The 25,343-nt window shown below is 64.0% G+C and carries 26 protein-coding genes; 10 read left to right on the top strand and 16 right to left on the bottom strand.

Annotated features, from left to right (window positions below):
• Positions 1-69 precede the first annotated feature (69 nt).
• The gene (gene hydA, locus AC07YZ_RS16670) at positions 70-1,521 is read left to right on the top strand and encodes a dihydropyrimidinase (RefSeq protein WP_494795517.1); all 1,452 of its coding nucleotides are present in this window, start codon (positions 70-72) and stop codon (positions 1,519-1,521) included.
• 28 nt (positions 1,522-1,549) lie between these two features.
• A complete protein-coding gene (locus AC07YZ_RS16665) occupies positions 1,550-2,812 on the top strand; it encodes a Zn-dependent hydrolase (protein ID WP_494795516.1) in 1,263 nt (420 codons plus the stop codon).
• Between the two features lie 16 nt (positions 2,813-2,828).
• On the opposite strand, the gene AC07YZ_RS16660 is transcribed toward AC07YZ_RS16665, so the two are convergent.
• From AC07YZ_RS16660 to AC07YZ_RS16645, 4 genes are all read right to left on the bottom strand, one after another.
• Positions 2,829-3,386, bottom strand: coding sequence for an AidA/PixA family protein (locus AC07YZ_RS16660; protein ID WP_494795515.1), 558 nt, complete (start codon positions 3,384-3,386; stop codon positions 2,829-2,831).
• 74 nt (positions 3,387-3,460) lie between these two features.
• Entirely contained in the window at positions 3,461-4,015 is a 555-nt protein-coding gene (locus tag AC07YZ_RS16655) for an inclusion body family protein (RefSeq protein WP_494795514.1), read from the bottom strand.
• A gap of 257 nt (positions 4,016-4,272) precedes the next feature.
• A complete protein-coding gene (locus AC07YZ_RS16650) occupies positions 4,273-5,055 on the bottom strand; it encodes a hypothetical protein (RefSeq protein WP_494795513.1) in 783 nt (260 codons plus the stop codon).
• Between the two features lie 310 nt (positions 5,056-5,365).
• A complete protein-coding gene (locus tag AC07YZ_RS16645) occupies positions 5,366-6,979 on the bottom strand; it encodes a bifunctional aminoglycoside phosphotransferase/ATP-binding protein (RefSeq protein WP_494795512.1) in 1,614 nt (537 codons plus the stop codon).
• 133 nt (positions 6,980-7,112) lie between these two features.
• On the opposite strand from AC07YZ_RS16645, the gene AC07YZ_RS16640 reads away from it, so the two are divergent.
• The 5 genes from AC07YZ_RS16640 to AC07YZ_RS16620 all read left to right on the top strand — a co-directional run bounded on the left by AC07YZ_RS16640 (position 7,113) and on the right by AC07YZ_RS16620 (position 9,515).
• The gene (locus AC07YZ_RS16640) at positions 7,113-7,442 is read left to right on the top strand and encodes an ArsR/SmtB family transcription factor (RefSeq protein WP_264181825.1); all 330 of its coding nucleotides are present in this window, start codon (positions 7,113-7,115) and stop codon (positions 7,440-7,442) included.
• Entirely contained in the window at positions 7,439-7,885 is a 447-nt protein-coding gene (locus AC07YZ_RS16635; RefSeq protein ID WP_494795511.1) for an SRPBCC family protein, read from the top strand. The genes AC07YZ_RS16640 and AC07YZ_RS16635 overlap by 4 nt, the downstream gene beginning before the upstream one ends.
• Positions 7,882-8,301 carry a GFA family protein gene (locus tag AC07YZ_RS16630; RefSeq protein WP_494795510.1) on the top strand — a complete coding sequence of 140 codons (420 nt, stop codon included), beginning with the start codon at positions 7,882-7,884 and terminating at the stop codon, positions 8,299-8,301. Before AC07YZ_RS16635 ends, AC07YZ_RS16630 begins: the two co-directional genes overlap by 4 nt.
• A gap of 60 nt (positions 8,302-8,361) precedes the next feature.
• On the top strand, positions 8,362-8,901 hold the full coding sequence (locus tag AC07YZ_RS16625) for a pilin (RefSeq protein WP_494795509.1): 540 nt from the start codon (positions 8,362-8,364) through the stop codon (positions 8,899-8,901).
• 107 nt (positions 8,902-9,008) lie between these two features.
• Positions 9,009-9,515 (top strand): hydrolase, encoded by a 507-nt coding sequence (locus tag AC07YZ_RS16620; protein ID WP_494795508.1) that lies wholly within the window; start codon positions 9,009-9,011, stop codon positions 9,513-9,515.
• Positions 9,516-9,636: 121 nt separating this feature from the next.
• Here the strand turns inward: AC07YZ_RS16620 and AC07YZ_RS16615 are convergent, their stop codons facing one another.
• From AC07YZ_RS16615 to AC07YZ_RS16595, 5 genes are all read right to left on the bottom strand, one after another.
• On the bottom strand, positions 9,637-10,455 hold the full coding sequence (locus AC07YZ_RS16615) for a GNAT family N-acetyltransferase (protein WP_494795507.1): 819 nt from the start codon (positions 10,453-10,455) through the stop codon (positions 9,637-9,639).
• A 946-nt stretch (positions 10,456-11,401) separates the two neighbouring features.
• Positions 11,402-13,513: an NACHT domain-containing protein gene (locus AC07YZ_RS16610; protein WP_494795506.1), complete on the bottom strand. Its 2,112-nt coding sequence runs from the start codon at positions 13,511-13,513 to the stop codon at positions 11,402-11,404.
• A gap of 76 nt (positions 13,514-13,589) precedes the next feature.
• Positions 13,590-14,132: a GNAT family N-acetyltransferase gene (locus AC07YZ_RS16605; RefSeq protein ID WP_494795505.1), complete on the bottom strand. Its 543-nt coding sequence runs from the start codon at positions 14,130-14,132 to the stop codon at positions 13,590-13,592.
• Positions 14,133-14,255: 123 nt separating this feature from the next.
• Positions 14,256-15,926: an acetolactate synthase large subunit gene (locus AC07YZ_RS16600; protein WP_494795504.1), complete on the bottom strand. Its 1,671-nt coding sequence runs from the start codon at positions 15,924-15,926 to the stop codon at positions 14,256-14,258.
• A 51-nt stretch (positions 15,927-15,977) separates the two neighbouring features.
• On the bottom strand, positions 15,978-17,600 hold the full coding sequence (locus AC07YZ_RS16595; protein WP_494795503.1) for an FAD-dependent oxidoreductase: 1,623 nt from the start codon (positions 17,598-17,600) through the stop codon (positions 15,978-15,980).
• A 129-nt stretch (positions 17,601-17,729) separates the two neighbouring features.
• Between AC07YZ_RS16595 and AC07YZ_RS16590 the strand changes: the two genes are divergently transcribed.
• The gene (locus tag AC07YZ_RS16590) at positions 17,730-18,728 is read left to right on the top strand and encodes an AraC family transcriptional regulator (RefSeq protein ID WP_494795502.1); all 999 of its coding nucleotides are present in this window, start codon (positions 17,730-17,732) and stop codon (positions 18,726-18,728) included.
• Between the two features lie 41 nt (positions 18,729-18,769).
• Here the strand turns inward: AC07YZ_RS16590 and AC07YZ_RS16585 are convergent, their stop codons facing one another.
• Together AC07YZ_RS16585 and AC07YZ_RS16580 are read right to left on the bottom strand one after the other, a co-directional pair.
• Positions 18,770-19,132 carry a hypothetical protein gene (locus tag AC07YZ_RS16585; RefSeq protein WP_494795501.1) on the bottom strand — a complete coding sequence of 121 codons (363 nt, stop codon included), beginning with the start codon at positions 19,130-19,132 and terminating at the stop codon, positions 18,770-18,772.
• A gap of 40 nt (positions 19,133-19,172) precedes the next feature.
• Positions 19,173-19,685, bottom strand: a complete 513-nt coding sequence (locus AC07YZ_RS16580) for a DUF2199 domain-containing protein (protein WP_494795500.1) — start codon at positions 19,683-19,685, stop codon at positions 19,173-19,175.
• 238 nt (positions 19,686-19,923) lie between these two features.
• Here AC07YZ_RS16580 and AC07YZ_RS16575 point away from each other — a divergent pair, with 238 nt between their 5' ends.
• Together AC07YZ_RS16575 and AC07YZ_RS16570 are read left to right on the top strand one after the other, a co-directional pair.
• A complete protein-coding gene (locus AC07YZ_RS16575) occupies positions 19,924-20,208 on the top strand; it encodes a YlcI/YnfO family protein (RefSeq protein ID WP_494795499.1) in 285 nt (94 codons plus the stop codon).
• Positions 20,205-20,516: a type II toxin-antitoxin system RelE/ParE family toxin gene (locus tag AC07YZ_RS16570; protein ID WP_494795498.1), complete on the top strand. Its 312-nt coding sequence runs from the start codon at positions 20,205-20,207 to the stop codon at positions 20,514-20,516. The genes AC07YZ_RS16575 and AC07YZ_RS16570 overlap by 4 nt, the downstream gene beginning before the upstream one ends.
• A gap of 36 nt (positions 20,517-20,552) precedes the next feature.
• Here AC07YZ_RS16570 and AC07YZ_RS16565 read toward each other — a convergent pair whose 3' ends face one another.
• The 5 genes from AC07YZ_RS16565 to AC07YZ_RS16545 form a co-directional block, all read right to left on the bottom strand.
• Positions 20,553-22,082 (bottom strand): MFS transporter, encoded by a 1,530-nt coding sequence (locus AC07YZ_RS16565; protein WP_494795497.1) that lies wholly within the window; start codon positions 22,080-22,082, stop codon positions 20,553-20,555.
• Between the two features lie 96 nt (positions 22,083-22,178).
• Entirely contained in the window at positions 22,179-22,550 is a 372-nt protein-coding gene (locus tag AC07YZ_RS16560) for a GFA family protein (protein ID WP_494795496.1), read from the bottom strand.
• 162 nt (positions 22,551-22,712) lie between these two features.
• Positions 22,713-23,915: an ammonium transporter gene (locus AC07YZ_RS16555; RefSeq protein ID WP_226491709.1), complete on the bottom strand. Its 1,203-nt coding sequence runs from the start codon at positions 23,913-23,915 to the stop codon at positions 22,713-22,715.
• 223 nt (positions 23,916-24,138) lie between these two features.
• Entirely contained in the window at positions 24,139-24,651 is a 513-nt protein-coding gene (locus tag AC07YZ_RS16550; protein WP_494795495.1) for a DUF2867 domain-containing protein, read from the bottom strand.
• A gap of 130 nt (positions 24,652-24,781) precedes the next feature.
• Entirely contained in the window at positions 24,782-25,300 is a 519-nt protein-coding gene (locus AC07YZ_RS16545; RefSeq protein WP_494795494.1) for a bacteriohemerythrin, read from the bottom strand.
• Positions 25,301-25,343 lie beyond the last annotated feature (43 nt).

The following is a 25,343-nucleotide window of genomic DNA, read 5'->3' as shown; positions in this document are numbered from 1 at the left end:
CCCGCCGTGGCCCGTGGCCACTGGCGGGGTCTTCCCGTTCCGAACGCACGCACCCTGAAGGAGACCTCCATGACCCAAGCCCTTGTGATCCGCGGTGGCACCGTGGTCAACGCCGACCGCGAACAACGCGCCGATGTGCTGTGCGTGGACGGTCGCATCGTGGCCGTGGGCGAACGCGCGGCCGAGCTGGCACCGGCCGGGGCGCAGACCCTGGACGCCAGCGGCCAGTACGTGCTGCCCGGCGGCATCGACCCGCACACCCACATGCAGCTGCCGTTCATGGGCACGGTCACCATGGACGACTTCTTCACCGGCACGGCGGCGGGCCTGGCCGGTGGTACCACGAGCATCATCGACTTCGTGATCCCCGACCCTCAGGAACCGCTGATGGACGCTTACCGCAAGTGGCGCGGCTGGGCCGAAAAGTCGGCGGCCGACTATTCTTTTCACGTCGCCATCACCTGGTGGAGCGAGCAGGTGCGCGCCGACATGGGCACCCTGGTGCAGCAGGAGGGCGTGAACAGTTTCAAGCACTTCATGGCCTACAAGAACGCCATCATGTGCGACGACGAGACGCTGGTGAACAGCTTCAAGCGGGCGCTGGAGCTGGGCGCCATGCCCACGGTGCATGCCGAGAACGGCGAACTGGTGTACCTGCTGCAGCAGGAGGTGGCCAAGATGGGCATCACCGGCCCCGAGGGCCACCCGCTGTCGCGCCCGCCCATGGTCGAGGCCGAGGCCGCCAACCGCGCGATTGCGATTGCCGACGTGCTGGGCGTTCCCATCTACGTGGTGCACGTGAGCTGCCTGGAGTCGGCCGACGCCATCGCCCGCGCCCGCGCGCGCGGCCAGCGCGTGTACGGCGAGGTGCTGGCCGGCCACCTGCTCATCGACGACAGCGTCTACCGCGACCCGGACTTCGCCACCGCCGCCGCGCACGTGATGAGCCCGCCCTTCCGCCCCAAGGCCCACCAGGAGGCGCTGTGGCGCGGCCTGCAGTCCGGCCAGCTGCACACCACCGCCACCGACCACTGCACCTTCTGCGCCGCGCAAAAGGCGGCGGGCAAGGACAACTTCGCCAAGATCCCCAACGGCACCGGCGGCGTGGAAGAGCGCATGGCCGCCATCTGGGACGGCGGCGTCAACACCGGGCGCCTCACGCCCAGCGAGTTCGTGGCCATCACCTCGGCCAACGCCGCCAAGCTGTTCAACATCTACCCGCGCAAGGGCTTCGTGGGCGAGGGCGCCGACGCCGACCTGGTGCTGTGGGACCCTGCCGGCACCAAGACCTTCTCGGCCAAGTCGCAGTTCAGCAAGGGCGACTTCAACATCTTCGAAGGCCGCACCGTGCGCGGCATCCCCAGCCACACCATCAGCCAGGGCCGTGTGGTCTACGCCCAGGGCGAGCTGCGCGCCGAGCCCGGCACAGGCCGTTACGTCAAACGCCCCGCGTTTGGTGTCAACTTCCAGGCGGTGCAAAAGCGCGCGCAGGATCTGGCGCCCACGGCCGTGGCGCGCTGACCGACGAACGATGCATCTGGAGAACACCATGGACACCAAAGTCAAACCGGCCATCGACATCGACCAACTGCGCATCAACGGCGAGCGCCTCTGGGCCTCGCTCATGGAACTGGCGCAGATCGGCGCCACGCCCAAGGGCGGCGTCTGCCGTCTCACCCTGACCGACCTCGACAAACAGGGCCGCGACCTCGTTACCCGCTGGGCGCGCGAAGCCGGCATGAGCGTCACCATCGACAAGATCGGCAACGGCTTCATGCGCCGCCCCGGCCGCAACAACAGCCTGCCGCCCATCATGACCGGCAGCCACATCGACACCCAGCCCACGGGCGGCAAGTTCGATGGCAACTACGGCGTGCTGGCGGGCATCGAGGTGGTGCGCACGCTCAACGACCACGGCATCGAGACCGAGGCGCCCATCGAAGTGGCGTTCTGGACCAACGAAGAAGGCTCGCGCTTCGTGCCGGTGATGATGGGCTCGGGCGTGTTCGCCAAGGCCTTCACGCTCGAACACGCCTACGCCGCCACCGACACCGAGGGCAAGACCGTGAAAGGCGAGCTGGAGCGCATCGGCTACATCGGCGAGCAGGAGCCGGGCGACCACCCCATCGGCGCCTACTTCGAAACCCACATCGAACAAGGGCCGGTGCTTGAGGACAACCACAAGACCATCGGCGTCGTCACCGGCGTGCTCGGCATCCGCTGGTACGACTGCACCGTGACCGGCATGGAGGCCCACGCTGGCCCCACGCCCATGGCGTTGCGCCGCGACGCGCTGCAGGTGGCTGCGCAGCTGATGCAGGAAGTGGTGGCCTGCGCCCACCGCCACCCGCCGCACGGGCGCGGCACGGTGGGCATGGTGCATGTGCACCCGAACAGCCGCAACGTGATCCCGGGCCAGGTGAAGTTCAGCATCGACCTGCGCAACGCCACCGACGCCGACTGCGAAAGCATGGACCAGGACATCCGCGCCGTGGCGGCGAAGCTCAGCGCTGACACCGGGTTACCCATCCAGATCGAACTGGTGTCCAACTACCCGGCCCAGGTCTTCCACCCCGATTGCGTGGACGCCGTGGGCCGCGCCGCTGCCAAGCTCGGCTACAGCCACATGCCCGCCGTCTCGGGCGCCGGGCACGACGCGGTCTACATGGCCCGACTGGCGCCCGCGGGCATGGTGTTCATCCCCTGCAAGGACGGCATCAGCCACAACGAGATCGAAAGCGCCGAGCCCGAGCACATCACCGCAGGCTGCAACGTGCTGCTGCACGCGATGCTGGAGCGCGCTGGTAGGTGAACACCTTCGCATCGTTTCATGGCTGTTCGCACCGCACACGAAACTTCCAGAAGTAGTACCCCAACAGTTGTTGGGATTGGCCGTCTTCAGCCAGCGTGTACAGGGCGAAGTCGGCGTTCAGGACCCTCGATTTCAGGGCGATGAATCTTGCGTTCAGGCTGCTGAAATTCGTTTCGACGTAGACGGGTGGTATTCCCCCGTTGCTCGAATCGGGGTCGGGCTGTACCGCCTCTTCCCGCGTCACCACGACCGGCCTGAAGCTTTTTGAGACCCGGTTTTCTTCCCCGTTCCGGGTGTCGACCGCGTAAACAATCACGGCGTCGTCCGAGTTGTTGGAGATGGAAACCCCCCTCAGCGCGACCCGGCTTCCATGGCCGATGTTGACGCATGGCTCGTCCATCTCCTGTTCAGGGGCATCGTCGCGCCATCCCGGGCAGATCATGAACACCCCGCCGGGGCCGATTTCTGTCGGATGTTTGGCGTCCTGGCTCGGGTCGGGGTAGGTCGATTTCACATGGCCGGTGTCGATGACGGCGAGTAGATTGATGCATGCAGCGCCAATGGCTGGTTCCATAAGAATCACCTAATAAAAAAGCACAGTGCCGCTGTGGCGGCACTGTGCTTGTGTGACCGCGATGCCGGTACCGATCAACCCTGCACGGTGATGGTGGGGTCCCAATAGAAGTACCCGAACAGGTTCTGGGTCTGGCCGTCCGACCCCAGCGTGTAGAGGCCGAAGTAGACGTAGAAGTTTTCGGTGCCCGATTTGCCCACCTTCGAGTCCAGGCTGCTGAAGTTCTGCACCGTCTGGAGGGGCGGAATGCCGCCGCTCGTGACCTGCTCCGGGTTGGGTTGCACGGCACGGTTGCGGGTGATCACGTTGGGCGTGAAGCTGTTGAACACCTGGGTGCCGCTCCAGAACTTGATGCCGTAGACGATCACGGCGTCGTCCGAATTGGCGTAGACGGAGGTGCCGGTGAACGACGCATAGTCACCGACGTTGAGCTTGAACGACAGATCCGCGGTTCCTTGCCCGCTGATGATCCCGCGCGTCCCGGAGGCGATCATGAACTGGCTGTTGTGATTGATGCCGGTGGGTTTGGTTGGATCGGTGCTGGGCTTGGGATAGGTGGACTTGACGTACTCCGTATCAATGACGACAAGGATGTTGGCGGTCAGACTCGATTCTGTGAGTGCTGTCATTGCAATAGCCTTTTAAATGAACGTTTTATACCAACAAGGCCTTTCGGACTTGCTCCAGAATCATCCGTGAATGCCCGATCAATCCTCCCTCTGTCGGGGCGCTGTCAATCAATGTGCCTTGATTTTTTTTGGATCGCTCTGGAGAAACCTGGATGAGACGCTGCAAACGTTAACGGCATGGTCGGTTGCAGATAAGTAACGTTACGGTAAAGGCCAACCGTTGTTACGGTAACTTCGTGGGACTCTGCGATTGGAATCTATGGGAAAAAGCGCTTCAGGGAAGCGCAAATGGAAGAAGCGAGGTCTTCCTGAAGTGCGATGGTCAGGGAGCCATTTCGATTGAACTGCTCCGACAGGGTGATATGGCATGTGGACGCATCGATCAGGCGAATGGACGCCTTGACGACGCCCGCGGCGATCTGGATGCTGCCTTCAAGGCGGTGTTTTATCGGTTGGTGGAGGGCGTCGTAAGACGCATGGGGTTCGCGCACGGCGTTTTTGGGCGCGAAATCGGCACCCGCGACAACGATTTCCCCAAACGTTTTGTACAGCTGATGCACCAGTTCGTCGTGCAAGCCGTGGGCGAAGGATTTTCCGCTGCTTTGGTGCGAAAGGCATTTGAAGGGGTACACCGCGAATCTGGATGGCGGCTTGAAAGAACCGCTTGCGGCGTTGGTGCGCTGGATGGACGGCATGTAGCTGCCCACGGGAATGCATATCCTGCAATCGTTGTTGGCGCCCGGCATCGCATAGTACGCCTTGAGCTTGGCCCGCAGGCGCCCGACCTGAACCCGCACAATCGGGTCTTCGCTGGTGTAGTACTTGGAGGGATCGCGGTTGAAAACGGCAATACCAATGGCGTATTCCGTGGTGTCCTGAATCGTGCCGGAGATGGCTTTTTCAACCAGAAAACGCAGCAAACGACTTATGCGCGGCGATTGACGAAACAGGTCACTGGCCAAAATCGAATCGCAGGCTGCTCGAACATCATTGGCCTGGAAAGGTGCAGCGCCACTTGAGTCGGTTTCCATGTCGTTCATCGTGTTTGTTTCAAGCACGGCAAGGACGCTGATGGCCAGGCATTACAGGGTTTTCTGAATCATCGTTCCATTCATGAAGTGTTCCGTCGGGTGAAGGGTGCATGTCTGGCTTGCTCGGTTGGTCAGCGGGCCGCCCCTCCGTTCGGCTGAAGTGCCGTATCACGGAATTCGGGGGCGATTTGAGATGGATGAAATGATTTCGGGAAATGGTGGCCATTTGTCCACCATTTCCCGTTCGCCCTCCTTGTGCGAAAAAAATGTACCTGAAAACGCCGACGCTGAAACCTGTCAGACATGACAGGATGGGCGCTCAGATCAGGCGTGCCCGCTCGCCCGCATCCAGCGGCTCCAGCCAGCCCAGTTGCTGCTCCAGCACCGACACCGTGGCCTCGGACGCGTCGGCCCCGCGCGCCTGCCGCTCGGTGATGCGCTGGCGCAGCAGGTCCGCCGGCGCCTCGCAGGCGAGGATGTGGAACGGCACGCGCTGTTCATCGGCCAGCGCGGCAAACGCGGCGCGTTCGGCCGCGCGCAGAAAGGCCGCGTCCACCAGCACCGTCCAGCCCTCGGCGAGCAGCCGGCGCGCGCGCGCCAGCAGCGAGGTGTAGGTGTCCGTGTGGGCCTGCGGGCTGTAGAGCCCGGCGTTCAGGCCCGAGCCGCTGGGCGCCAGCGCGCTCAAACCGTGCATGCGCTTGCGTTCCACGTCGGAGCGCAGGCGGATCGCGCGCCCGCTGGCTTCGGCGGCGAGCCAGCGGCTGGAGGCCCAGGTCTTGCCACTGCCGGAAAGGCCGTGGGTGATGATCAGTTGCGGTCCGGGCGGGTGGGCGATGTCGCGTGCCAGCGCGAGGTAGCGCCGCGCCTCGGAGAGCAAGTGCTCACGCTCGTCTTCTGTCGCCGTACCCAACGCATCCGGTCCCCCCGAGCCGGTCGAAGGGCCCCCCGGTCTTCCACCCAACTGCCCCAGGCGGATCGCCGCCACCTTGGCGCGCACCCCGGCGCGGTAGCTGGCGAAAAAGCTCCACACGGTGGGCGCCGACACGTCGCCGCTGGCGTCGAGCCAGGCGCTCAGCAGCACGTTGGCCAGGCCGGGGCACCCGTGGCCCAGCAGGTCCATCCAGGCGAAGGCCATGTCGTTGGCCACGTCGATCCAGCGCAGCGAGTCGTTGAACTCAATGGCGTCGAAGGGCAGGACCTCGTCCTCGCCGTCCCCCCGGACCAGCACCAGGTTGGCCAGGTGCAGATCGCCATGGCCTTCGCGCACGCGGCCCTTCTGGCGCCGCCGGGAGAGCAGCGGTTCGATGGCGTTGAAGCGCTGCTCGGTCCAATCGCTCAGCTCGCGCACCAGGGCGGCGTCGGCGGGCCCGGTCAAGGCCGTGCGCAGGGTGCTGAAGTTGTCGCGCGGCCAGCGCATGGCCGCGGTCGGGTGGCCCCAGGCCTGGCCGGTGCCGGCCACGGCGGCCCGGGCCTGAAACGCCGCCATGCGCCGCGCCAGGCCGATCAGGTGCTCGGGGCTCAGGGCACCGCGCTCGCACAGGTGGTCCAGGCGGCAGGCCTCGTCAAAGCGGCGCATCAGCACCGCGAATTCGATGGCCTGTGCCTCGTCGCCCGTGCCGGCCTTGCCCCAGCGCGGTTGTTCGAGCGTGCCCAGGATAGGCAGCACGCCCAGGTACAGCTGCGTGGCGGGCCGGTCGTGTTGCTGGAAACGCCGGTTGACCCGGATCTCGGTCTCGCAGGCGTGGCGGCGCAGGGCCAGGGTGCTGAAATCCATGAAGGGAAAACGCACCGGCTTCTTGATCTTGTAGGCGTGCTCCCCCGCCAGCAGCACCCAGGCGCCGTGCGTTTCCATCAGCTCGACGCGCTCCACCGGGTGCGGGTAGCGGGCCGGGTCCAGCAGGGCCGCAATCAGGGGAGGGGTTCGATCGGTCATGCGGGCACTGTATCGAATCGGCACGCAAGACGCTGGGTGGTCCGCGAAAGAGGTGGCGCCGAGCAGCCCAGTCGCGCCAGAGTTTCAACAAATTAGTGTTGACTAATCAATTAGAGGTCACTAATATGACACCATGATTGAAGCCGCCCCCATCAATGCCGTCATGCGCACGCTGGCCGACCCGACACGCCGGGCCGTGTTCGAGCGGGTCGCCAGCTGCGACGAGATCACCGTGGCCGAGCTCACCCGGGGCAGTGGCGTGACCCAGGGCGCCATCTCGCAGCACCTCAAGTCGCTGAAGCAGGCCGGCCTGGTCGCCGAACGTCCCGAGGGGCGCAACGTCTATTACCGCGCCGAACCCAACGGCCTCGCACCGCTTGTCGACTGGATGAGCCACTACGGCGTGTTCTGGCGCGAGCAATTCACCAACCTCCGCACGCTTCTGAAGGAGATCGACCCATGAAACAGGACATCGTGGTTGACGAAGTCTTCCCGCACGCCCCAGAGACGCTCTGGAAAACGCTGACCACCGGCGAGCTGATCGGCCGCTGGATGATGGCGCCGACCGGGTTCGAAGCGGTGAAAGGCAAGCGCTTCACCTTTCACACCAAGCCCGCCGGCGCGTGGGACGGAACCATCCACTGCCAGGTGCTGGAGGTCGTGCCGTGCGAGTGGCTCGTCTACGAATGGAAAGGCGGGCACGAGTCCAACGTGGGGTACGGCTCGCGGCTGGACACCGTGGTCAGCTGGCACCTTTCCAGGGTGGACAACGGGACACGGCTGCGCCTGGTCCACGCCGGCTTCGTCACCCCGAAGAACGACAGCGCCCTGAAGAGCATGGGCGAAGGCTGGAAAAAAGTGGTGCAAAACATCGGCGCCGTCGCCGACGAGGAGAAAAAGGCATGAACAACGCATACACCGGCGGGTGCGCCTGCGGCGCGATCCGGTATGAAATCGCCGACGAACCGATGGTGATGAGCGACTGCCAGTGCCGCGACTGCCAGCGCAAGAGCGGCACCGGGCACGGCTCCTACCTCACCTTCGCGAGCAGGGCGCGCGTGACGCTCCAGGGCGAAGCCAAGCGGTGGGACATGGTCGGCGACAGCGGCAACGTGAAGACCCGCGCCTTCTGCCCCCACTGCGGATCGCCCGTGTACCTCACGTTCGCGGCCATGCCCGAGCTCTTCACCGTGCACGCCGCCAGCCTGGACGACCCGAGCCGCTACCGGCCGCAAATGGTGACCTACGGCGTGCGCGGCCACGCCTGGGACCACCTCGACCCGGCCGTGCCCGTGTTCGACAGGATGCCGCCGGGGGTGTGAGCCGTCTGGCGACGGGCGCGTGGGTGCTGCTGGCGCTGGGCCGGGCTGCCGCTGGGGCCAATGCCGCAGAATGCCACCATCCCCACCCGGCGCCTGGTCGCCCGCCCGCATGTGAACACCTCCAACACCCGCCGCCACGGCTTCTCGTTGATCGAATTGTTGGTCGTGGTGGCCATCATCGCCATCCTCGCGCTCATGGCCGTGCCCAACCTGGCCAGCAAATACATCCGCGAAAACATCGTCGAGGCCATGCCGCTGGCCAAGATCGCCAAAGACCCGGTGGCCGCTGCCTGGGCCGCCACCAAGACCATGCCCGACGACAACGCCAGCGCCGGGCTGCCGGCGGCCGACAAGATCGTCAACAACGTGGTGAAGTCGGTCACGGTGGACGGCGGCGCGATCCACATCCTGTTTGGCAACCGCGCCAATGGCGCCCTGCAGGGCAAGACGCTGACCCTGCGCCCGGCCGTGGTGGAAGACGCGCCCATCGTGCCCGTGGTCTGGGTCTGCGGCCACGCGAAGGCGCCCGACAAGATGAAGGCGCTGGGCACCGACAAGACCGACATTCTTCCCGCCCACCTGCCGATGAACTGCGTTTAGGAGCGCGGAAGTGGCGACCCATTGATGTCGCTCAACTGCGCTGGCTTCTGGCTGCATATAACGAAAGCTGTGCGCGTGCCACGCGCAGCATTCAGGAAGGACCCACCATGCAGACCAATGCACTCCCCCACTACGACATGTCGGTCAACACCACCGGCTGTTGCCCCAAGTTCAACCCCGAGGGTTGGGACGCGCAGGAGCTCCACTTCCGCGACAAGCCCTTCGTGCGCGCCAAGACGCACAGCCTCATGCACGTGCCCGTTGACATGGGCAGGGTGTTCTCGCGCGTGCAGAAACACATGGAAGCCGCGGGCGCCATCGACGAGTCCGACACCATCGTGCTCTCGCGCGACACCTCATCTTTCGCTGGTGAGCACTTGTTCGCGGTGCCCAAGGCGGTACCGGAAGAAGAGATGACCACGCTCTCGGGCGACTTCGTCACCAAAGTCTTTGAAGGCCCCTACCAAGAGACCCGCCATTGGCACGAGCAGATGGAAAACCTGGTTCGCGCCCGCGGCAGCGAGCCGAAATCGGTCTGGTTTTTCTACACCACCTGCCCCAAATGCGCGAAGGCCTATGGGAAGAACTACGTGGTGGGGGTCGCGGAGGTTTGACTGTTCGCTTTGCGGGGCATGGGGCAAAACCTGACACCGCTGCTGTGACCCCGTGACCCCATTGCCCTTGTTGCGGGCGTTTCCGGGGAGGGCTTTGTGGAGGCGTTGCCCCTTCACCCGCTCAGGGGAGGTCGAGAATGCTCGCGACGGACTGCTCCAGCATCTCGACCAACTCCGGGTCCATGTACTTGTACTCGTCCGGAATGTCGAGCACGTGCACGGCCTTGCCGGCCAGCAGCCCGGTGAACTCGGCGGCCAGCCGGGACTTGTGTTTCTGCTCCATCACGAAGATCACGTCGGCCCAGAGCACGTCGTCGACAGACACCGTGTGGCGGGCGTTGGGGCTCGTGCCCCCCGAGCGCGCCTGAACCCCGGGGCGCTTGCGCCAGATCTGCTCGGCCGTCGGGCTGCGCCACTGGTTGCGGCTGCACACGAACAGCAGCTTCAGCCGCCTTCCAGCGCCTGCGTCGCGTGACAGCCGCTTGCTCATCGGTTGGCCTTCCATGCCGGCGAAGGTGGTGGCCGGCCCGCTGGCTTTGAAACCATGGCGTTCGTAGAACGGCAGTGCCGTCCTCGTGCTCACCAGCCGCAACCCGGTCAACCCGGCGGCCACGGCCCAGCACTCCATCGCTTGCAGCATCGCCTTGCCGACACCTTGAAAGCGAACCGACAGCGCGGCGTAGCACAGCAACAGCTCCCCCGCAGCCGACGCCATACCAAAGCCGACCACACCGGCTTCGCCCTCCGCCACAACGCAGCAGAGGTCGTCGCGTTGAATCCATGCGAGGAAGTTGTCGGGCGTCTTGTTGCTGAGCCAGGCGTCCAGGCGCATCGGGTCGCCTTCGTGGTCTTCTGCACAGCATTGCTCGATGGAGTCGCGAACAACCTGACACGCGGCCGCCGCATCTTCAGGCCTGGTTCGACGCACGCTGATGGTCATTGATGATGATTGTTTGAGATGGAAAGAGGTGATCGGGACGGGCTGGCCTTTTGTTTGACGGATATGACTCTGAGCAAAGAAGGCTGGGCCTGACCCCATTGGGCGTTGTGTCGTACAGGAATTGGTTATCGAGATAGTCGCTTTGCCAAGAAGGCCGATGTCAGCGCCACTAAGCAATAAACCACGAAATAGAAAATATAGAGGATTGCCAAAATGAGTACCGTTTTCGAAAACCCCCGGTCCTCAAAAATGGTAAAAGCAACAGCGACAACCAGATATCCAAAAAATGAAACCGCTGCCACGGATTGGATGGTCTTGGGTATCCATTTAACCTCTCTCAAGGCGACCCATGTGCCAAGCCATGCGTACAGAAACAGAGATGAAATAATGGATAACCATGAATACTCATCCAAAGCGTGCTCGCTAGAACCGTAGAGAAAAACAGTGTGCAAACCATCTAGCAGCGAAAATAGATAAAGATTCATAAGTCAGGCTGCAGCAGGTGTAGGGGTTTGACTTTTGCATGGTGATGGGCCGGGTCTTGTCTATTTTTCGTTATGGCTTTTCCCGCGGGGAAAAAGGCAAGACCTGACCCCGTTGCGCGTTGCTGATCGACTGTGGGGCCAAGGTCAAGTGCGCGTCTATTAAGCCCATTGTTGCCCATGTGGTGACCATCAATATGAGCAGGCGGTTTGGCTTTGACATTGGGACGGGTCGAAAGATGGGGTGATGGAATTTTCCACCTATTTTATGGATATGACTTGTGGGAAAAAGGCAAGACCTGACCCCCGATGCATGCGCTGGATCTATAAATTCTCGATGTCCTCCACCTGACTCTCATCGCCAAATGCAAGTGGCCCAAACGCTACGAGGTCATGGACGTGCAGTTGAAGAGCAGCTACGGCGCAGTGCTCAAGACGGTGCTGCATGAGTGATCATAACGATCTCAAGAGTGCGTTATCCGTTTTACAGAAAAACTGTGCATTTTTTTTGAGTCTAATTTGTTGAAGCGTCTAATATGATTCTCCGCCCACCCAAGATCGGCTGCTTCCTCCGCCCAAATGTGTTCTGCTGGTGCAAAGCTCACAGATATACAAATAGCAAGTTCCTGTGGATTGAGTACTCTATAAACTTCAATATTGTGGGTATTTAAGTATTCTAGTTTTGTTTCGAAATCGAATTCAAATCTACTGCCGAGCTTTATGGGTGGGTGGGATGTTTTGTGTGAACGAAATACATATCGCAGTCCTCCGGAGCCATTGCCCAGCCAGTATAAGTCGTATCGATTGAATGCGGCTGCAGGTCCAAGATGTGAATTTGCGCAATACAGTATTCGCCCAAGGTAGTTCATTGGCGGTAACTCATTTCGACCAATGCTTTTGTGAAAAATGGATTCCCATGTAATATTCCATGCATGGGCGCAAACCTTGTGTGATCGGTTGAGGTCGTAAGGTATTGTGTAAATTGCACCAAAGGCCAAATCATATATTCTGGTGAGTTTGCAAAAATACTCCCCATCTACTTCAATATTTGCATCAATAGTTTGAGTGAATGCATTGATAAACCTTAAGGGCATCGGAATATCTGTTGGTGTTTTTGGGATCGCATTTAAGGTGTCGAAAATTTGTCTATCAATAGTCCCGGTAATTTGAGGGGCTGGGGGTAGTACTGGTACAAGTCCACTTTGTCGGATGTCGGTGCTGCGAATCATTTTTGTCACATTGGCTACATCGACTGGGTTCGCATATGAGAACCAGTCCATTAGCAAAGAAAGACTATGATCAGTCCAAGTGGTTTCTAATGGTTGCTTGTTTCCTTCAATAAGAGATAGTACAAAATAATACTCTAGTATCGTTTGATGGGCAAATTTTATGTGGCCAATTGAGTTTCTGTTGAGAAGTGATCGGGTGCGCAATGCCCAACGCTCGCTGGTATCTAAGCTGATACCAGCTTTAATTAATATTCTGTCAACTTCTTGTGCAGTTAAAGTATTTGTTTCATTTTCATTTCTGTGTGTCATTATGTACACAGAAATTGCTATTGAGGTGGCCTTTAGAGTGTCACGGGTTATCCAGTCTCTTTCTCTCTGATACCAAGTTTCGACCATGAATTCATATAGCTCAAATAGATTTCTAATTTTTACTTTTGCTCTCGCAAGATCGGGAATTTGCTCTAATAACATCGGACGCATCGGAAGATCATGCAAGCTTTCGATGTGTCTGAGGGCGATTTTTCTTTGATCATGTCGCCATATCGGTATCCTGAGTTTTATATAGCTTTCGCATTTCTTGGTGTCAAAAGGCATTAGGTACACTCGCCGAAACTCATGCATTGCTGACTCAGTGGCACTTCGAGACCCGGCTCTCCAGACACCGGTGCTAACTGGAATGTCATGATCGTTCTGAAAAAATTGTGTCCTACAGGTTATCACCACTTTTTGAAAATCTGTTGCGGCAATCATCAGCTTTCTTAAACGATCGAGGTGATTGTGAATGGCATGAGCATCTTCATCGAATGCATCTAAAAAGAGTGTTGTTTCATTTTGATTCGATATCTTCTTAATATCATCAATGGCGGTTGGTCTGTTTAGTGGAATAATTGCGATTCGTCGACCGTTTCTCCGTTTGCATTCTCTTGCGAAGTAGTTCAATAGCAGTGTGGTTTTCCCCATGCCTGAATCTGCAAAAATGATGACGTGGCGATAGTTGCCCTTGCTTAGCTCTGTGTCCAATGTTCTGTACATCGGCGCTGTTACTGAAAGTGCACTTAAAAAGTCTCTTTCATTGGTTGGGTCTAAATTTCCACTATCCTGTTCCACGTAGTGCTGACGGGCACGATAAAAATCGTCCTCTGTAAAAGCAGTTGCTCCTGCTGCCAGTATTAATTTTCTTGCACTTATCTTGTCAATTCTTCGCTCTCGCCACTTCAGTATAAATTTAATAATTGTGACTGAAATTAATGCTGCTAATGGTGCAATCCAAGTAAGAGCCTCACCTTGTGGGCTCTCTTTGAATATTATCAATTGATTTGCTAATTGGTTGATGTCATTGGTCAACATGGACTTGAATGGGTTTGTTTTTTTTGGCGTTGTTAATAACTTGTTTCCTGTGATTTCGGCTATTGGTGTTGGCCTTTCAAGTTCTATTCACCGCTAGCGTCATAAACCGACTAAACGGATCCTCCCGATAATCCGCAAACGGCCCACATTCCACAAACCCGAATTGCCGGTACATCGCAATCGCCGGTTCAAAACCCGGCGTGCTGCCGGTTTCCAGGCTCACGCGTGCGTAGCGGCGCTGCCGTGCGGTGGCCAATATTTCAGTGAGGATGGCGCGGGCTGCGCCCTGGCGCAGGTGGCGGGCGCTGGTGCGCATGGACTTGATTTCGCCGTGGGTGGCGTCCAGCTCTTTGAGCGCGCCGCAGGCCAGCAGCTGTTCTTCCTCAGCGTTGCCGCCGCCGGTGCCGCTGGTGGGGTTGGCCGGTTTCCAGGCGGTCCAGAAGGTGATGGCGGGGTCGCGCAGGGCGCTCACGTCGAGCGCGTGCACGCTCTCGGGCGGTGACTCGGCGTGCATGCCGGCCATGTGCTCTTGCAGCAGGGCGATCACCTGTGGGTGCGTGAGTTCGCGGTCGATGCGGATGTCCACAGGGCTCCCTGATGTGGTTTTTCTGGGAGCCATTCTGTACGTCTTGTTACCCGTACGGCAAGGGGTATGGGCCCGGGTGTGCGTGATTTGGCACACGCCGCGCTGGCGTTTGTGCCTGGCTGGTGCCTTCTTTCTTCTTCGCTTTTGCCTGGGCCTTTACGGCGCGATCTTGCGTTTGAGCGCCTGCGCCAGCGGCTGGGGCAGGCTGGGCAGGGAGCGCAGCAGCCAGGGCAGCAGCTTGCGTTTGGCGCCGCTGAGCGATTCGGGCACCACCGCTTCAATCAGGTGCGGCCCGGGGTGGGCGAGCGCGTATTCCAGCGCTTTCAAGAAGTCTTCGGTGGTGGTGGCGCGCACGGCGTGCACGCCCATGCCCTGGCCGAGCTGGGCGAAGTTGAGCACCGGGCCGTGCAGGTCCAGCTGCGACTTGGCCTTGGGCCCGGCTTCGCTGGCGCCCACGCGCTCCAGCTCCACGTTGAGCACCGAGTACGAGGCGTTGTTGAAGATGATGGAGGTGACGTTGAGCTGTTCGCGCGCCATGGTCCAGAGCGCTTGCAGGGTGTACATGGCGGTGCCGTCGCCAATGAGGGCGAGCACGGGCCGGGTGGGGCAGGCGATGGCGGCGCCCACGGCGTTGGGCAGGCCCTGGCCGATGGCGCCGCCGGTGAGGGTGATGAGGTCGTGGCGCGGTGCGCCGGCGGTGAGCGCCGAGAGCATGAGGCCCGAGGTGATGGCTTCGTCGATGACGATGGCGTGTTCGGGCAGCAGGTGGCCCACGGCTTTGCAGACCTTGGCGGCGTTGAGCTTGCCGCGCGGGCGGCCGGGGCGCTGCGCGGCTTGCAGCGCGGGGTGGGCCTGGGTCGCGCCCAGGGCGGCGGCGAGCTTGTGCAGGCTGGCCACGGCGTCTTGCTCGGGGCTGGCCAGGATGTGCACGGTGCAGCTGTCGGGCACGAGATAACTTTGTTTGCCGGGGTAGGCAAAGAAGGACACGGGGGCTTTGGCGTCCACCAAGACCAGGTGCTCAAGGTCGGCCAGCTGCACGCCGGCCATTTCGGCCAGGTAGGCGATGCGCTCCACCGGCGGCAGGCCGGCGCCGCGCTCCAGCCGGGTGGGGAACACCTCGGCCAGCAGCTTCACGCCGCTGTGGGCGGCCACGCGCGCGGCGGCCAGCAGGCCGGGCTCGCGCAGCGCTTGCCCGCCGAGCAGAAAGGCGGTCTTGCGGCCCGCGCGCGCGGCTTCCGAGATGGCCTGGGCGATGGTGGCCACGGTGGCGTCGCTGGCGGCTTCGGGCTGGGGCAGCGAAGGCGGCGGGCAGGGCTCGCCGCCTTCGCCCCACGACACGTCGGCCGGCAAGATGAGCGTGGCCACCTGCCCGGGCAGGCCGCGCGCGGCGGTGATGGCGTCGGCCGCGTCGCGGCACAGGGCGGCGGTGGTTTGCGAGGTGCGCACGAAGCCGGGTGAGACGTTGCGGGCCACGGTTTCGATGTCGGACTGCAGCTGGGCGTCGTAGCGGGTGTGGTGGGTGGCGTGGTCGCCCACGATGTTGAGCACCGGCACCTTGCCTTTGCGGGCGTTGTGCAGGTTGGCCAGGCCGTTGCCCAGGCCGCAGCCCAGGTGCAGCAGGGTGGCGGCGGGTTTGCCGGCCATGCGGGCGTAGCCGTCGGCCGCGCCGGTGGCCACGCCTTCAAACAGGGCCAGCACGGCGCGCATGCGCGGCTCGTGGTCGAGCGCGGCCACGAAGTGCATTTCGCTGGTGCCGGGGTTGGTGAAGCAGACGTCGATGCCGGCGTCCACCAGCGTTTTCATGAGGGCTTGTGCGCCGTTGGGCATGGGGGTCTCCTGGGCGGGGTGGAAGCGAAAAGGGAGGGGCGGCGAAAGGCCTCAGCCGAGCGCGCGCCCGCTGGCGATGGAGCGCGCCGCGGCCCGCGCGGTGAGGATGCAGCCGGGCAGGAACGTGCCTTCCAGCGAGCGCTTGCCGTTGGCGCCGCCGCCGCCAAAGCCGGCCGCCTCGCCCACGCAGTACAGGCCGGCAATGGGCTGGCCCGCCGCGTCGAGCACGCGGCTTTGCAGGTCGGTGCGCAGGCCGCCCAGGCTCTTGCGGGTGATGAGCTGCATCTGAATGGCGATGTACGGCCCGGCCCCGCGCTGCTGCAGCGGGGCGGGCTTGCAGGTGCGCAGCTTGTCGGGCCCCCACTGGCGGGCGTGCTGGATGCGGCGGATCTGGTCGTCGTTGTGCAGGCGGTTGCCGTGGGCGAAGTTGGCGTCGAAGCTGTCGGCGGTGGCCTGCAGCGTGGCGGGGTCGACGTCGTGCGAGCAGGTCAGCGCGTTCATCTTCGCGGCCAGCCCGGCCAGCGTGTCGTCCACCAGAAAGTGGCGGCTCTCGCGCTGCATCTGGCGCACCAGGCGGTGGTTGCCGAACAGCGTCTCTTTCAGGAACGGCAGGAACTGCTGGTCGCGGATGCGCTGGTTGTGTTCGGCGCCCGAGATGGCGAACTCCTTGGCCGCGATGCGCCAGTTCAGCAGGTGCCAGGTCCAGGGTTTTGCCTGCGCGGCCACGCGCTGGCACAGCCAGTGGGTGTCGAAACCGGTCACCAGCGGCTCGGGGCCGATGCGCTCGCCCCGGTGGTTCAGCCACAGGGCCGATTTGCAGGGGATGCCGGACAGGCCGTGCCCCTCGAAATGCGGGAAGGGGTGGGGGAAGCCGGCGGCGTAGTTCCACATCTCGCCGGCGTGGGCGATGTGCCCGCCCAGGTGGTCGGCCACCCAGTGGTGCAGCCGGCCGTCGGCGAACGGGTGGGCGCCGTTGAGCATGGCAGTGGGCATGGGGCGGTCTTTCGGCCAGTTGGCGCGGGTCTGCGCGTGGCCGCCGTTGAGGCCGCCCATGGCCAGCACCACCACCGGCGCCCGCAGGCGCAGCTCGGCCCCGCTGGCTTCGTCCACCGCCACCGCCCCGGCCATCTGGCCGGCCTGCTGCTCCAGCGCGGTGACGCGGTGGCCGTGCAGCACGGTCAGGCGCCCGCCCTGGCCGGCCTGGCGCAGGGCGTCCACCAGGCGTCGGGTGAGTTCGCGCGCGGTGCCCCAGACGATGTGGTAACGCGGCAGGCTGTTGCCGTCGCCGTGCAGGCCGCGCTCGACCCAGTTCACCGCGGGCATGAACTTCACGCCTTCGCCCAGCAGCCAGTCGTGCACCAGTGGGCGCGAGTGCTCCACGTAGTGGCGTGCCCACTGCAGGGGGTGTTCGTCGTCGGGGTCCAGTTCGCCAAAGCGCAGCCAGTCGCGCAGCGCCCGCTCGGGCGTGTCGGGAATCTTCATGCGCGCCTGCAGCGGCGTGCCCACCAGCGCCATGCCGCCAAAGGCCCACAGGGCCAGGCCGCCGAAGCGCTCGGGCGTGTCGCGGTCCACCAGCGTCACGCTCTGGCCCGCGCGCAGGGCCTCCAGCGCCGTGACGATGCCGGCCAGCCCGCCCCCGGCCACCACCACATCGGATTGCCAATGCTCTGCCATGTCTTGTCTCCTTGCGCTGTTTGCCGGCCTTTTGGGGTGGCCGGTTTCTGGAGCACACGTTAGCCGTCTATCATCGCCAGCGATTGACTTTGCAGGACAAGCAGATTGACTTTGCAGGCCACGGTCTCCATGAGCTGGGTGAACACGGTGCTGGACGCGGCACAGCGCCAGGGCGTGTCGCGCGAGGCGGTGCTGGCCGCCGCCGGCATCGCCCCGGCCGAGCTGCAGGCCGAGCGCTGGCCCATCGACCACATCACCCGCCTGTGGCGCGCGGCGGTGCGGTGCACGCAGGACCCGGGCTTTGGCCTCAAGGCCGGCGCGGTGGTGGGGCCCGCCAGCTTCAACGTGGTCAGCTACCTGCTGCAGTCGTCGCCCACGCTGCGCGAGTCGATCGCGGTGGTGCAGAAATACCAGCGCCTCATCAGCGACGGCGGGCGGTTCCAGGTGATCGCGGGCCCGCAGGCGAGCTGGGTGGTGTACCACCCGCGCCAGGGCGAGCTGGCCTTCAGCCCGCACCAGATCGAGGCGGTGCTGGCCGCCGTGGTGGCGTTTTCGCGCTGGGTCACCGGCCGCGCCGTGCGGCCACTGAAGGTGCAGTTCAGCCAGGCGGCGCTGGGCCCGCTGGGCGGCTACCGTGAGGTGTTTCAGTGCCCGGTGGCGTTTGACCAGGCCTTCAGCGGCGTGCTGCTGGACAACGCCGTGCTGGACACCCCGCTGCCCCAGGCCGACGCCCAACTGGCCCACCTGCACCACGAATACGCCGCCGCCAGGCTGGCGGCGCTGACGCCACCCGAGAGCGACACCCTGGCGCAAGAGCTGCGCCGCTGGCTCGACGCGCAACTGCAAAGCCCCAGCGGCCAGGCCAGCCCGGTGCCCAGCCGCGAACGCGCCGCCCAGATGCTGGGCCTGGGCCCGCGCACCCTGGCGCGGCGCATGCAGGCCCAGGGCCTGGACTTTTCCACCCTGCTGGACCAAGCCCGACGCGACGCCGCCCTGCACGCCGTGGCCCACAGCCAGCGCGCACTGGCCGACATCGGCCACAGCCTCGGCTTCGCCGAACCCAGCACCTTCTGGCGCGCCTTCAAACGCTGGACGGGGAAGACGCCGGCGCAGTGGCGGGGGCGGTAGGGGCTTGGGAGGCGGCGTGGTGTGCGGGGCTCAAGCCGTGGTCAGAGGGTCCAGAACCCGATCGCGAGCACAACGCCGGTCCCGAAGCCAAGCAGCATGACGCTGCGCAGGTAGTCTGTGGTGTCGTCGTTCTTGGGGCGTTCCCATTCTGTGAATGTGATGAAGCCGTTGAGCAGGCCCCAGACAAAGTGGATCAGCGCCAGCAGCGCCTCAAACACAACATTGCCGAAGAAGAACCCGAGCACGGCGAACACGATGGCTGACCAGCCGATGATGGGGGCGTGCCACGCATCCTTGATCAGGAAGATGGCGAGGGCGATCAGAAGGCCATAGGCCGCGCCGGTGAGGGCGCCGATACCGGACAGAAAGAGGCGTTCGGTCAGGGTGTCGGTGGGTTTTGGCATGTTGATCGTGCAGCAGCGAAAGGAGCAGCTCTTCTGCCTCTCAGACGTAGGGCTCGATGATTTGGTGGTGCCGCTTCAGGTCGATGCCCTTGCGCTGTTCGAGTGCAAGGCGGTGTCTTGATCGGGGCGACATGCTGATCAGCGGCCGATTGGCAGAGACGGCGCAGACCTCTGCAACGACGCTCTGGCCAATGAGCTTTCCGTAGCCCTTGAGGTTGTTGGCGAGCAGGCCTTCAAACGTGTATCCCGTGTCGGCACCGGCTGTCATGGTGCGCAGGTATTGGTCGTGGTCCTTGCGGCTGACCTCGACCCACAATCCCCAGTAGAAATCACCGTCCGTGTGCGTTAGCGGGACCGGCAGTGCGCACCGGATAAAGCGGCGCTTTTCGTCCAGGGTGCAGATATCCACGTTGTGGCGGGTGCGCTGGTAGCGTTCGATATAGCTCAACTTCCAGACATCGTCGGGCAACGTGGAGCCGATATTCGTCATCAGCTCGTCATGCCAGCATCCACACTCGACGCATTGGAAGCCGGGCTTGATCTTTTTCTTCATGGATTGGACTTGTCCTTGCTTGCCGGGGGCTCCTTTGTAGCACCGCTTCCCAGGCGGCCAGGCCTGGTCACGCGGTCGCGTGCCAGCGCGGCCCGCAACCAACGCTGGCGGCAGCACCACGGCGTGGAGCGCGGGAACGCGGCGCGCGCGTTTCGCGGGGAGGGGTTTGTGGAGGTGTAGACCTCGCGGGGGGCAGGGTCTAGAATGCATCGCAACTGCAACGCACCAAGCCAACGCCATGAAAACCGCTACCCTGCCTTCGCTGCGCGTCGATCCCCAATTGCGTGATGCCGCTCAGAGCGTGCTGCAGGAGGGCGAGACCTTGTCGGGCTTCATCGAGACCTCGGTGCGCGAAACCATCGAGCGCCGACGCACCCGTGCCGAGTTCGTAGCGCGTGGGCTGTCTTCGCGCGAACAGGCGCGGGCCACGGGGGCCTACTTTGCTGCGAACGAGGTGCATGCCGAGCTGGGCCGGATGCTGACCCAGGCCCGAGCCAAGGTGCAGAAGCGGGTGCAGGGGTGAGCTTCGCGGTCCGGTACAGCGCCGGTGCCCGCGACGACCTGATCCGCCTCTACCAGTTTTTGCTGGACCGGGCCAGCACGGTTGAAGACCTTGACGTGGCGGAGCGGGCGCTGAACGCGATCACCAGCTCGGTCGACAGTCTTGGCCGTTCACCCTTCATCTACCGCAAGGCGGGCCAGAGCCCTTTTCTGCGCGAGTTGCTGATCCCGTTTGGGCACAGTGGCTACGTCGCCTTGTTCGAAATCGAAGACGCCTCGACCGTGACCATTCTGGCGGTGCGCCACCAGATGGAAGACGATTACCACTGAGGCTGACCGGGTCGGAATTCTGGCCTGATGCCTGTGTTACCGCCGCCTCAGCATGCGCGCCGCCAGCACGCTGGCCAGCAGCATCAGCGCGCTGCCGGTGAGCGCGGTGAACTGCAGTGCGTCGGTGAAGGCGGCGCGGGCCATGAATATCAGCGCTTGCGCCGCTTCGGCGGGCAGGCGTTCGGCCACCGCGAGGGCGCCGCCCAGGGTGGCCATGGCTTCCGGGGGCAGGCCCTGGCCGCTGGCCTGCGCGAGCTGCTGGCGGTAGATCAGCGTGCCCGCGCTGCCAAACAGCGCGATGCCCAAAGCGCCGCAGAACTCCGAACTGGTTTCGGCGATGGCCGAGGCGGCGCCGGCGCGTTCGGGTGGCGCCGAGGTGATGATCTGCTCGGTGCCGATGGCGAACACCGGGGCCATGCCCAGGCTGACCACGACCATGCCGGCCACCAGCACCCACAGCGCCCAGGGGCCGTCGGCCCACACCATCAGCAGCATGCCGGCCGCCGCCGCAGCGAGGCACCACACCATCACCGGCCCGGGCCCGAAACGCCGCGCCAGCCAGGGCGCCAGCACCATGGAGCCGAACACGAAACCGCCCGCCCACGGCACCGTGGCCCAGCCGGCCTGCAGCGGCGAAAGCGCCAGCACCATCTGCAGGTGTTGGGCAATGAAGATGTAAATGCCGAACATGGCCAGGCACGACAGGCCGTAGGCCATGATGGCCGTGCGGAAGCTGGGGATGGCGAACAGCCGCAGTTCGAGCAGCGGGTAGTCGATGCGCTTCTGGCGCCGCACGAACGCCGCGCCGATGGCCAGCCCGGTGAGCAGCAAGGCCAGTCGTCCCGGGCTCGGCCCGTATTCGGCCATGGCCTTGACGGCGTAGATCAGGCTGAGCACGGCGGTCAGCGAGAGCAGCACGCTGGCCGGGTCGATGCGGCCGGCGTGCTCGTCGCGGTATTCGGGCAGCAGGCGCGGCCCGAGCACCAGCAGCAGGGCCATCACCGGCACGGCGGGCAGGAACACCGAGCCCCACCAGAAGTGCTCCAGCAGCCAGCCGCCCACCAACGGGCCGATGGCGCTGCCGACCGAAAACGCGGTGATCCACACGCCGATGGCGAACTGGCGCTGCGTGTCGTCGTGGAACATGTTGCGGATCAACGAGAGCGTGGACGGCGCCAGGGTGGCGCCGGCAATGCCCAGCAGCGCGCGCAGCGCGATCAGCTCGGCGGGGGTGCGCGCGAACGCGGCCAGCACCGAGGCCACGGCGAAGAAGGCCGCGCCGATCAGCAGCAGGCGGCGGCGCCCGATGCGGTCCCCCAGCGTGCCCATGGTGATCAGGAAACCGGCGACGAGAAAGCCGTAGATGTCGATGATCCACAGCAGTTGCGAGGCGCTGGGTACCAGCGCCCGGCTGAGCGCCGGTACGGCCAGGTTGAGCACCGTCAGGTCCATGGCGTAGACCAGACAGGGCAGGGCGATCACGGCCAGCCCCCACCATTCGCGGGGGGTGGCTTTCGTGGGCGGAGCGGGTGAAGCGTCGGGCAGGGTGGGCGAGGAATGGCTCATGGGGTCGGCTGTCTGCCCCCGGCTTGGTCCGGCCAGGACGACGGCAGGCGGTCTGCGGGGATGATCGGGGCGGCGGAAGGCTGGCGCCCCCCAGGCTCAGAGGCTCTTGCCGTCGAAATGGTGCACAGGAATGGCCGCGAGGTCGATGCCGTCGATGCAGCGCAGGTTGATCGCCGCGATGGCGTTGCCCTTGGGGTCGGTGCCTTCGCCGTAGGGGTGGATGCCGCAGACGGGGCAGAAGCGGTGCCGGATCGCGTGTTTGTTGAACAGGTAGGTCGAGGCCGCGTCCTCGGGCGTCTTCAGTTCCAGGCTGGCGCGCGGCGCGAACCAGAGCAGCGAGCCCTTGCGCGAGCAGATCGAGCAGTTGCAGGCGAGCGCGCTGTCGATCGCGCCGTGGACTTCAAATACGATGCGGCCGCAATGGCAGCTGCCGGTGTGGGTCGGGGTGGGGGTTGATTCAGAGGGCATGGTGGGTGCAGTGTGGTGGATCTGAAGAGGGCCTTCAAGATCCACGACGAACGACCCGCCCTGTTTTCGACAGCGGGGGCTCCTTTTGAGGACCCATCATGGCCATGTCTCCCGCCGTGCCCGTGGTCGCTCGTGCCGACCTCGCGCCTTTCCCACAAGCGATCACCAGCTCACTTCCCGGTCCGGCGTGGCGCTGATGCGGTGGATGCTCAGGTCCGCGCCGTCGTATTCCTCTTCCTGGCTCAGCCGCAGGCCCATGACCGCCTTGAGCGTGCCATAGACCACCGCGCCGCCCAGCAGCGCCCAGACCACGCCCAGGCCGGTGCCGATGACTTGCGCGCCGAAGCTCACGCCGCCCAGCCCGCCCAGCGCCTGTTGGCCGAAGATGCCGGCGGCGATGCCGCCCCAGGTGCCGCACAGGCCATGCAGCGGCCAGACGCCGAGCACGTCGTCGATCTTCCAGCGGTTCTGCGTCAGCGTGAACATGCCCACGAAGAGCGCGCCCGCCACGGCGCCGACCACCAGCGCGCCCAGCGGGTGCATGAGGTCGGAGCCCGCGCACACGGCCACCAGGCCGGCCAGCGGGCCGTTGTGCACGAAACCGGGGTCGTTCTTGCCGGCCAGCAGCGCGGCCAGCGTGCCGCCCACCATGGCCATGAGCGAGTTCACCGCCACCAGGCCCGAGATGTTTTCCAGCCGCTGCGCGCTCATCACGTTGAAGCCGAACCAGCCCACGCAGAGAATCCACGCGCCCAGTGCGAGGAAGGGGATGCTCGACGGCGGGTGGGCCGACATGCCGCCGTCTTTGCGGTAGCGGTTGGCGCGCGCGCCCAGGAAGATGACGGCGGGCAACGCGATCCAGCCGCCCACGGCGTGCACCACCACCGAGCCGGCGAAGTCGTGGAAGACCGCGCCGGTGGTGGCCTCGATCCAGGCCTGCACGCCGAAGTGGCCGTTCCAGGCGATGCCCTCGAAGAAGGGGTAGACCAGGCCGACGATGACGGCCGTTGCGATCAGTTGTGGCCAGAACTTGGCGCGTTCGGCAATGCCGCCGGAGATGATGGCGGGGATGGCGGCCGCGAAGGTGAGCAGGAAGAAGAACTTCACCAGCTCGTAGCCGTTTTTCTGGGCCAGCGTCTCGGCGCCGACGAAGAACGAGGCGCCGTAGGCCACGCCGTAGCCAACGACGAAGTAGGCGATGGTCGAGACCGAAAAGTCCACCAGGATCTTGACCAGGGCGTTGACCTGGTTCTTCTTGCGAACCGTGCCCAGCTCCAGAAAGGCGAAACCCGCGTGCATGGCCAGGACCATGATGCCGCCGAGCAGGATGAACAGGGCATCAGCGCCCTGTTTGAGTGCGTCCATGTGAATCTCCGTGCAGAAATAACTTGTTTTGGTGCGTTGAAAGCGCCAAAACAGGGTCTGCATGGCGAATCGCACCATTCGCAAGCAAAAAACAAGCCAGATACTTCATGGTGGTGCGGTAGGCACCGAATGGGTGCCTGAGACCCGATGTTCAGACCGCTCACCACCGGCGCCGCGCGCCGGTGGTGAGCGGTCAGCCGCACGGGATGCGATCCAGCGCGCTTCAGCCAATCGCCCGCAACGTCGCGGGCACGATCAACCGGTGCATGGGCGTGACCGGCAGCATGTACAGCCTGCCCAGAGCGTTCTTGGTGTGGACCACGGTGGTGACGGTTACACGGGCCCGGTCGTTGGCGGCGGGTGCGCGGTGCACGGAGATCACCACGCTCAGGTGCTTGTCGTTGTCACCGAGCAGCACCTCGTCGGGCGTGTTTTCGATCAGGGTGAAGATGCCCACGCGGTCACCGGGGCGGTAGTCGGCGTCGGGGCGGGCGGGGTCGATCTGCGAGAGCGCGCCCAGGTTCTTGATGCCGAAGACCTGCACGATGCGGTTGCGCAGCGCCATGCAGGCGTTGACCCAGCCGGGCGTGGCCTGTGCGGCCTTGAGAAACTGGCCGAGCGCGCTGCGCTGGGGGTCGGCGGCGTCGATGGCCCAGGCGTCGAAGAAGTCGGCGCCTTCCAGACGGGGAGCGATGCGGCTGTCGGCGGGCGGGCTGGTTTCGGTGGGGATGTTCATGGGGGGCTTCTTTCGCTGGGCATCAGCCGCACGACCCGCGTCCACGCCCCTGGCTCGACTATAGCCAGCGGCCACAGCGCGCCCACAAAAAAGCCACCCGGCGGGTGGCTTGGTCGTGGCGTTCGGCCGTTCAGCTGCAGCTCACGCTGCCGCAGCCGCTCATGGAGGCGGGCCGCACCTTGCTCGGGTCGGCCAGGGTTTCGGTGCGGGAGTCGAAGCCCACATCTTTCATGTGCAGCGCCAGACCGGCGTCCATGCTGGCGGCGTGCTGCGGAAACCACTCGACCAGCGCCTCGGCCAGGCGCGAGATGATTTCCGTGTCGCCCTGCTCGTAGTGCTCGACCACGGCGCGCAGGGTGTCCAGGATGGTGGCGTGGTGCGAGGCGTGGCAGTTGTCGGCGGCGAAGCCGGTGGCCAGCATCCAGCGCTCTTCCTGCGCGAAATGCTCCACCGTGTGCGCCACGAATGTGCGGTACAGCGGCAGTTGCTGGTCGTGCGGCGTGGCCAGCAGCTCGTTGAGCATGACCACGAACTCTTCGTGCGTGTCGTCCATGCGGGCGTCGCCCGTCTGCAGTTGGGGGGACCAGTCCAGCCCAGCCGTGGCTGGCGTGGGCGTGTGGGAGGCGGTGGAGGTTGCAGTGGTGTCCATGGTCCGGAAATGTAGCCGCAGTGGCGGCGACGGGGCTTGATGG

The organism is Hydrogenophaga sp. GW101-3F08 (assembly GCF_059424585.1).
This window is presented reverse-complemented; position numbering and strand designations above follow the sequence as displayed.

What these genes read in the sequence shown, in the direction of transcription:
- hydA (WP_494795517.1), top strand. Translation starts at nt 70, where the DNA reads ATGACCCAAGCCCTTGTGATCCGCGGTGGCACCGTGGTCAACGCCGAC.
- AC07YZ_RS16665 (WP_494795516.1), top strand. Translation starts at nt 1,550, where the DNA reads ATGGACACCAAAGTCAAACCGGCCATCGACATCGACCAACTGCGCATC.
- AC07YZ_RS16660 (WP_494795515.1), bottom strand. Translation starts at nt 3,386, where the DNA reads ATGGAACCAGCCATTGGCGCTGCATGCATCAATCTACTCGCCGTCATC.
- AC07YZ_RS16655 (WP_494795514.1), bottom strand. Translation starts at nt 4,015, where the DNA reads ATGACAGCACTCACAGAATCGAGTCTGACCGCCAACATCCTTGTCGTC.
- AC07YZ_RS16650 (WP_494795513.1), bottom strand. Translation starts at nt 5,055, where the DNA reads ATGAACGACATGGAAACCGACTCAAGTGGCGCTGCACCTTTCCAGGCC.
- AC07YZ_RS16645 (WP_494795512.1), bottom strand. Translation starts at nt 6,979, where the DNA reads ATGACCGATCGAACCCCTCCCCTGATTGCGGCCCTGCTGGACCCGGCC.
- AC07YZ_RS16640 (WP_264181825.1), top strand. Translation starts at nt 7,113, where the DNA reads ATGATTGAAGCCGCCCCCATCAATGCCGTCATGCGCACGCTGGCCGAC.
- AC07YZ_RS16635 (WP_494795511.1), top strand. Translation starts at nt 7,439, where the DNA reads ATGAAACAGGACATCGTGGTTGACGAAGTCTTCCCGCACGCCCCAGAG.
- AC07YZ_RS16630 (WP_494795510.1), top strand. Translation starts at nt 7,882, where the DNA reads ATGAACAACGCATACACCGGCGGGTGCGCCTGCGGCGCGATCCGGTAT.
- AC07YZ_RS16625 (WP_494795509.1), top strand. Translation starts at nt 8,362, where the DNA reads ATGCCGCAGAATGCCACCATCCCCACCCGGCGCCTGGTCGCCCGCCCG.
- AC07YZ_RS16620 (WP_494795508.1), top strand. Translation starts at nt 9,009, where the DNA reads ATGCAGACCAATGCACTCCCCCACTACGACATGTCGGTCAACACCACC.
- AC07YZ_RS16615 (WP_494795507.1), bottom strand. Translation starts at nt 10,455, where the DNA reads ATGACCATCAGCGTGCGTCGAACCAGGCCTGAAGATGCGGCGGCCGCG.
- AC07YZ_RS16610 (WP_494795506.1), bottom strand. Translation starts at nt 13,513, where the DNA reads ATGTTGACCAATGACATCAACCAATTAGCAAATCAATTGATAATATTC.
- AC07YZ_RS16605 (WP_494795505.1), bottom strand. Translation starts at nt 14,132, where the DNA reads ATGGCTCCCAGAAAAACCACATCAGGGAGCCCTGTGGACATCCGCATC.
- AC07YZ_RS16600 (WP_494795504.1), bottom strand. Translation starts at nt 15,926, where the DNA reads ATGCCCAACGGCGCACAAGCCCTCATGAAAACGCTGGTGGACGCCGGC.
- AC07YZ_RS16595 (WP_494795503.1), bottom strand. Translation starts at nt 17,600, where the DNA reads ATGGCAGAGCATTGGCAATCCGATGTGGTGGTGGCCGGGGGCGGGCTG.
- AC07YZ_RS16590 (WP_494795502.1), top strand. Translation starts at nt 17,730, where the DNA reads ATGAGCTGGGTGAACACGGTGCTGGACGCGGCACAGCGCCAGGGCGTG.
- AC07YZ_RS16585 (WP_494795501.1), bottom strand. Translation starts at nt 19,132, where the DNA reads ATGCCAAAACCCACCGACACCCTGACCGAACGCCTCTTTCTGTCCGGT.
- AC07YZ_RS16580 (WP_494795500.1), bottom strand. Translation starts at nt 19,685, where the DNA reads ATGAAGAAAAAGATCAAGCCCGGCTTCCAATGCGTCGAGTGTGGATGC.
- AC07YZ_RS16575 (WP_494795499.1), top strand. Translation starts at nt 19,924, where the DNA reads ATGAAAACCGCTACCCTGCCTTCGCTGCGCGTCGATCCCCAATTGCGT.
- AC07YZ_RS16565 (WP_494795497.1), bottom strand. Translation starts at nt 22,082, where the DNA reads ATGAGCCATTCCTCGCCCACCCTGCCCGACGCTTCACCCGCTCCGCCC.
- AC07YZ_RS16560 (WP_494795496.1), bottom strand. Translation starts at nt 22,550, where the DNA reads ATGCCCTCTGAATCAACCCCCACCCCGACCCACACCGGCAGCTGCCAT.
- AC07YZ_RS16555 (WP_226491709.1), bottom strand. Translation starts at nt 23,915, where the DNA reads ATGGACGCACTCAAACAGGGCGCTGATGCCCTGTTCATCCTGCTCGGC.
- AC07YZ_RS16550 (WP_494795495.1), bottom strand. Translation starts at nt 24,651, where the DNA reads ATGAACATCCCCACCGAAACCAGCCCGCCCGCCGACAGCCGCATCGCT.
- AC07YZ_RS16545 (WP_494795494.1), bottom strand. Translation starts at nt 25,300, where the DNA reads ATGGACACCACTGCAACCTCCACCGCCTCCCACACGCCCACGCCAGCC.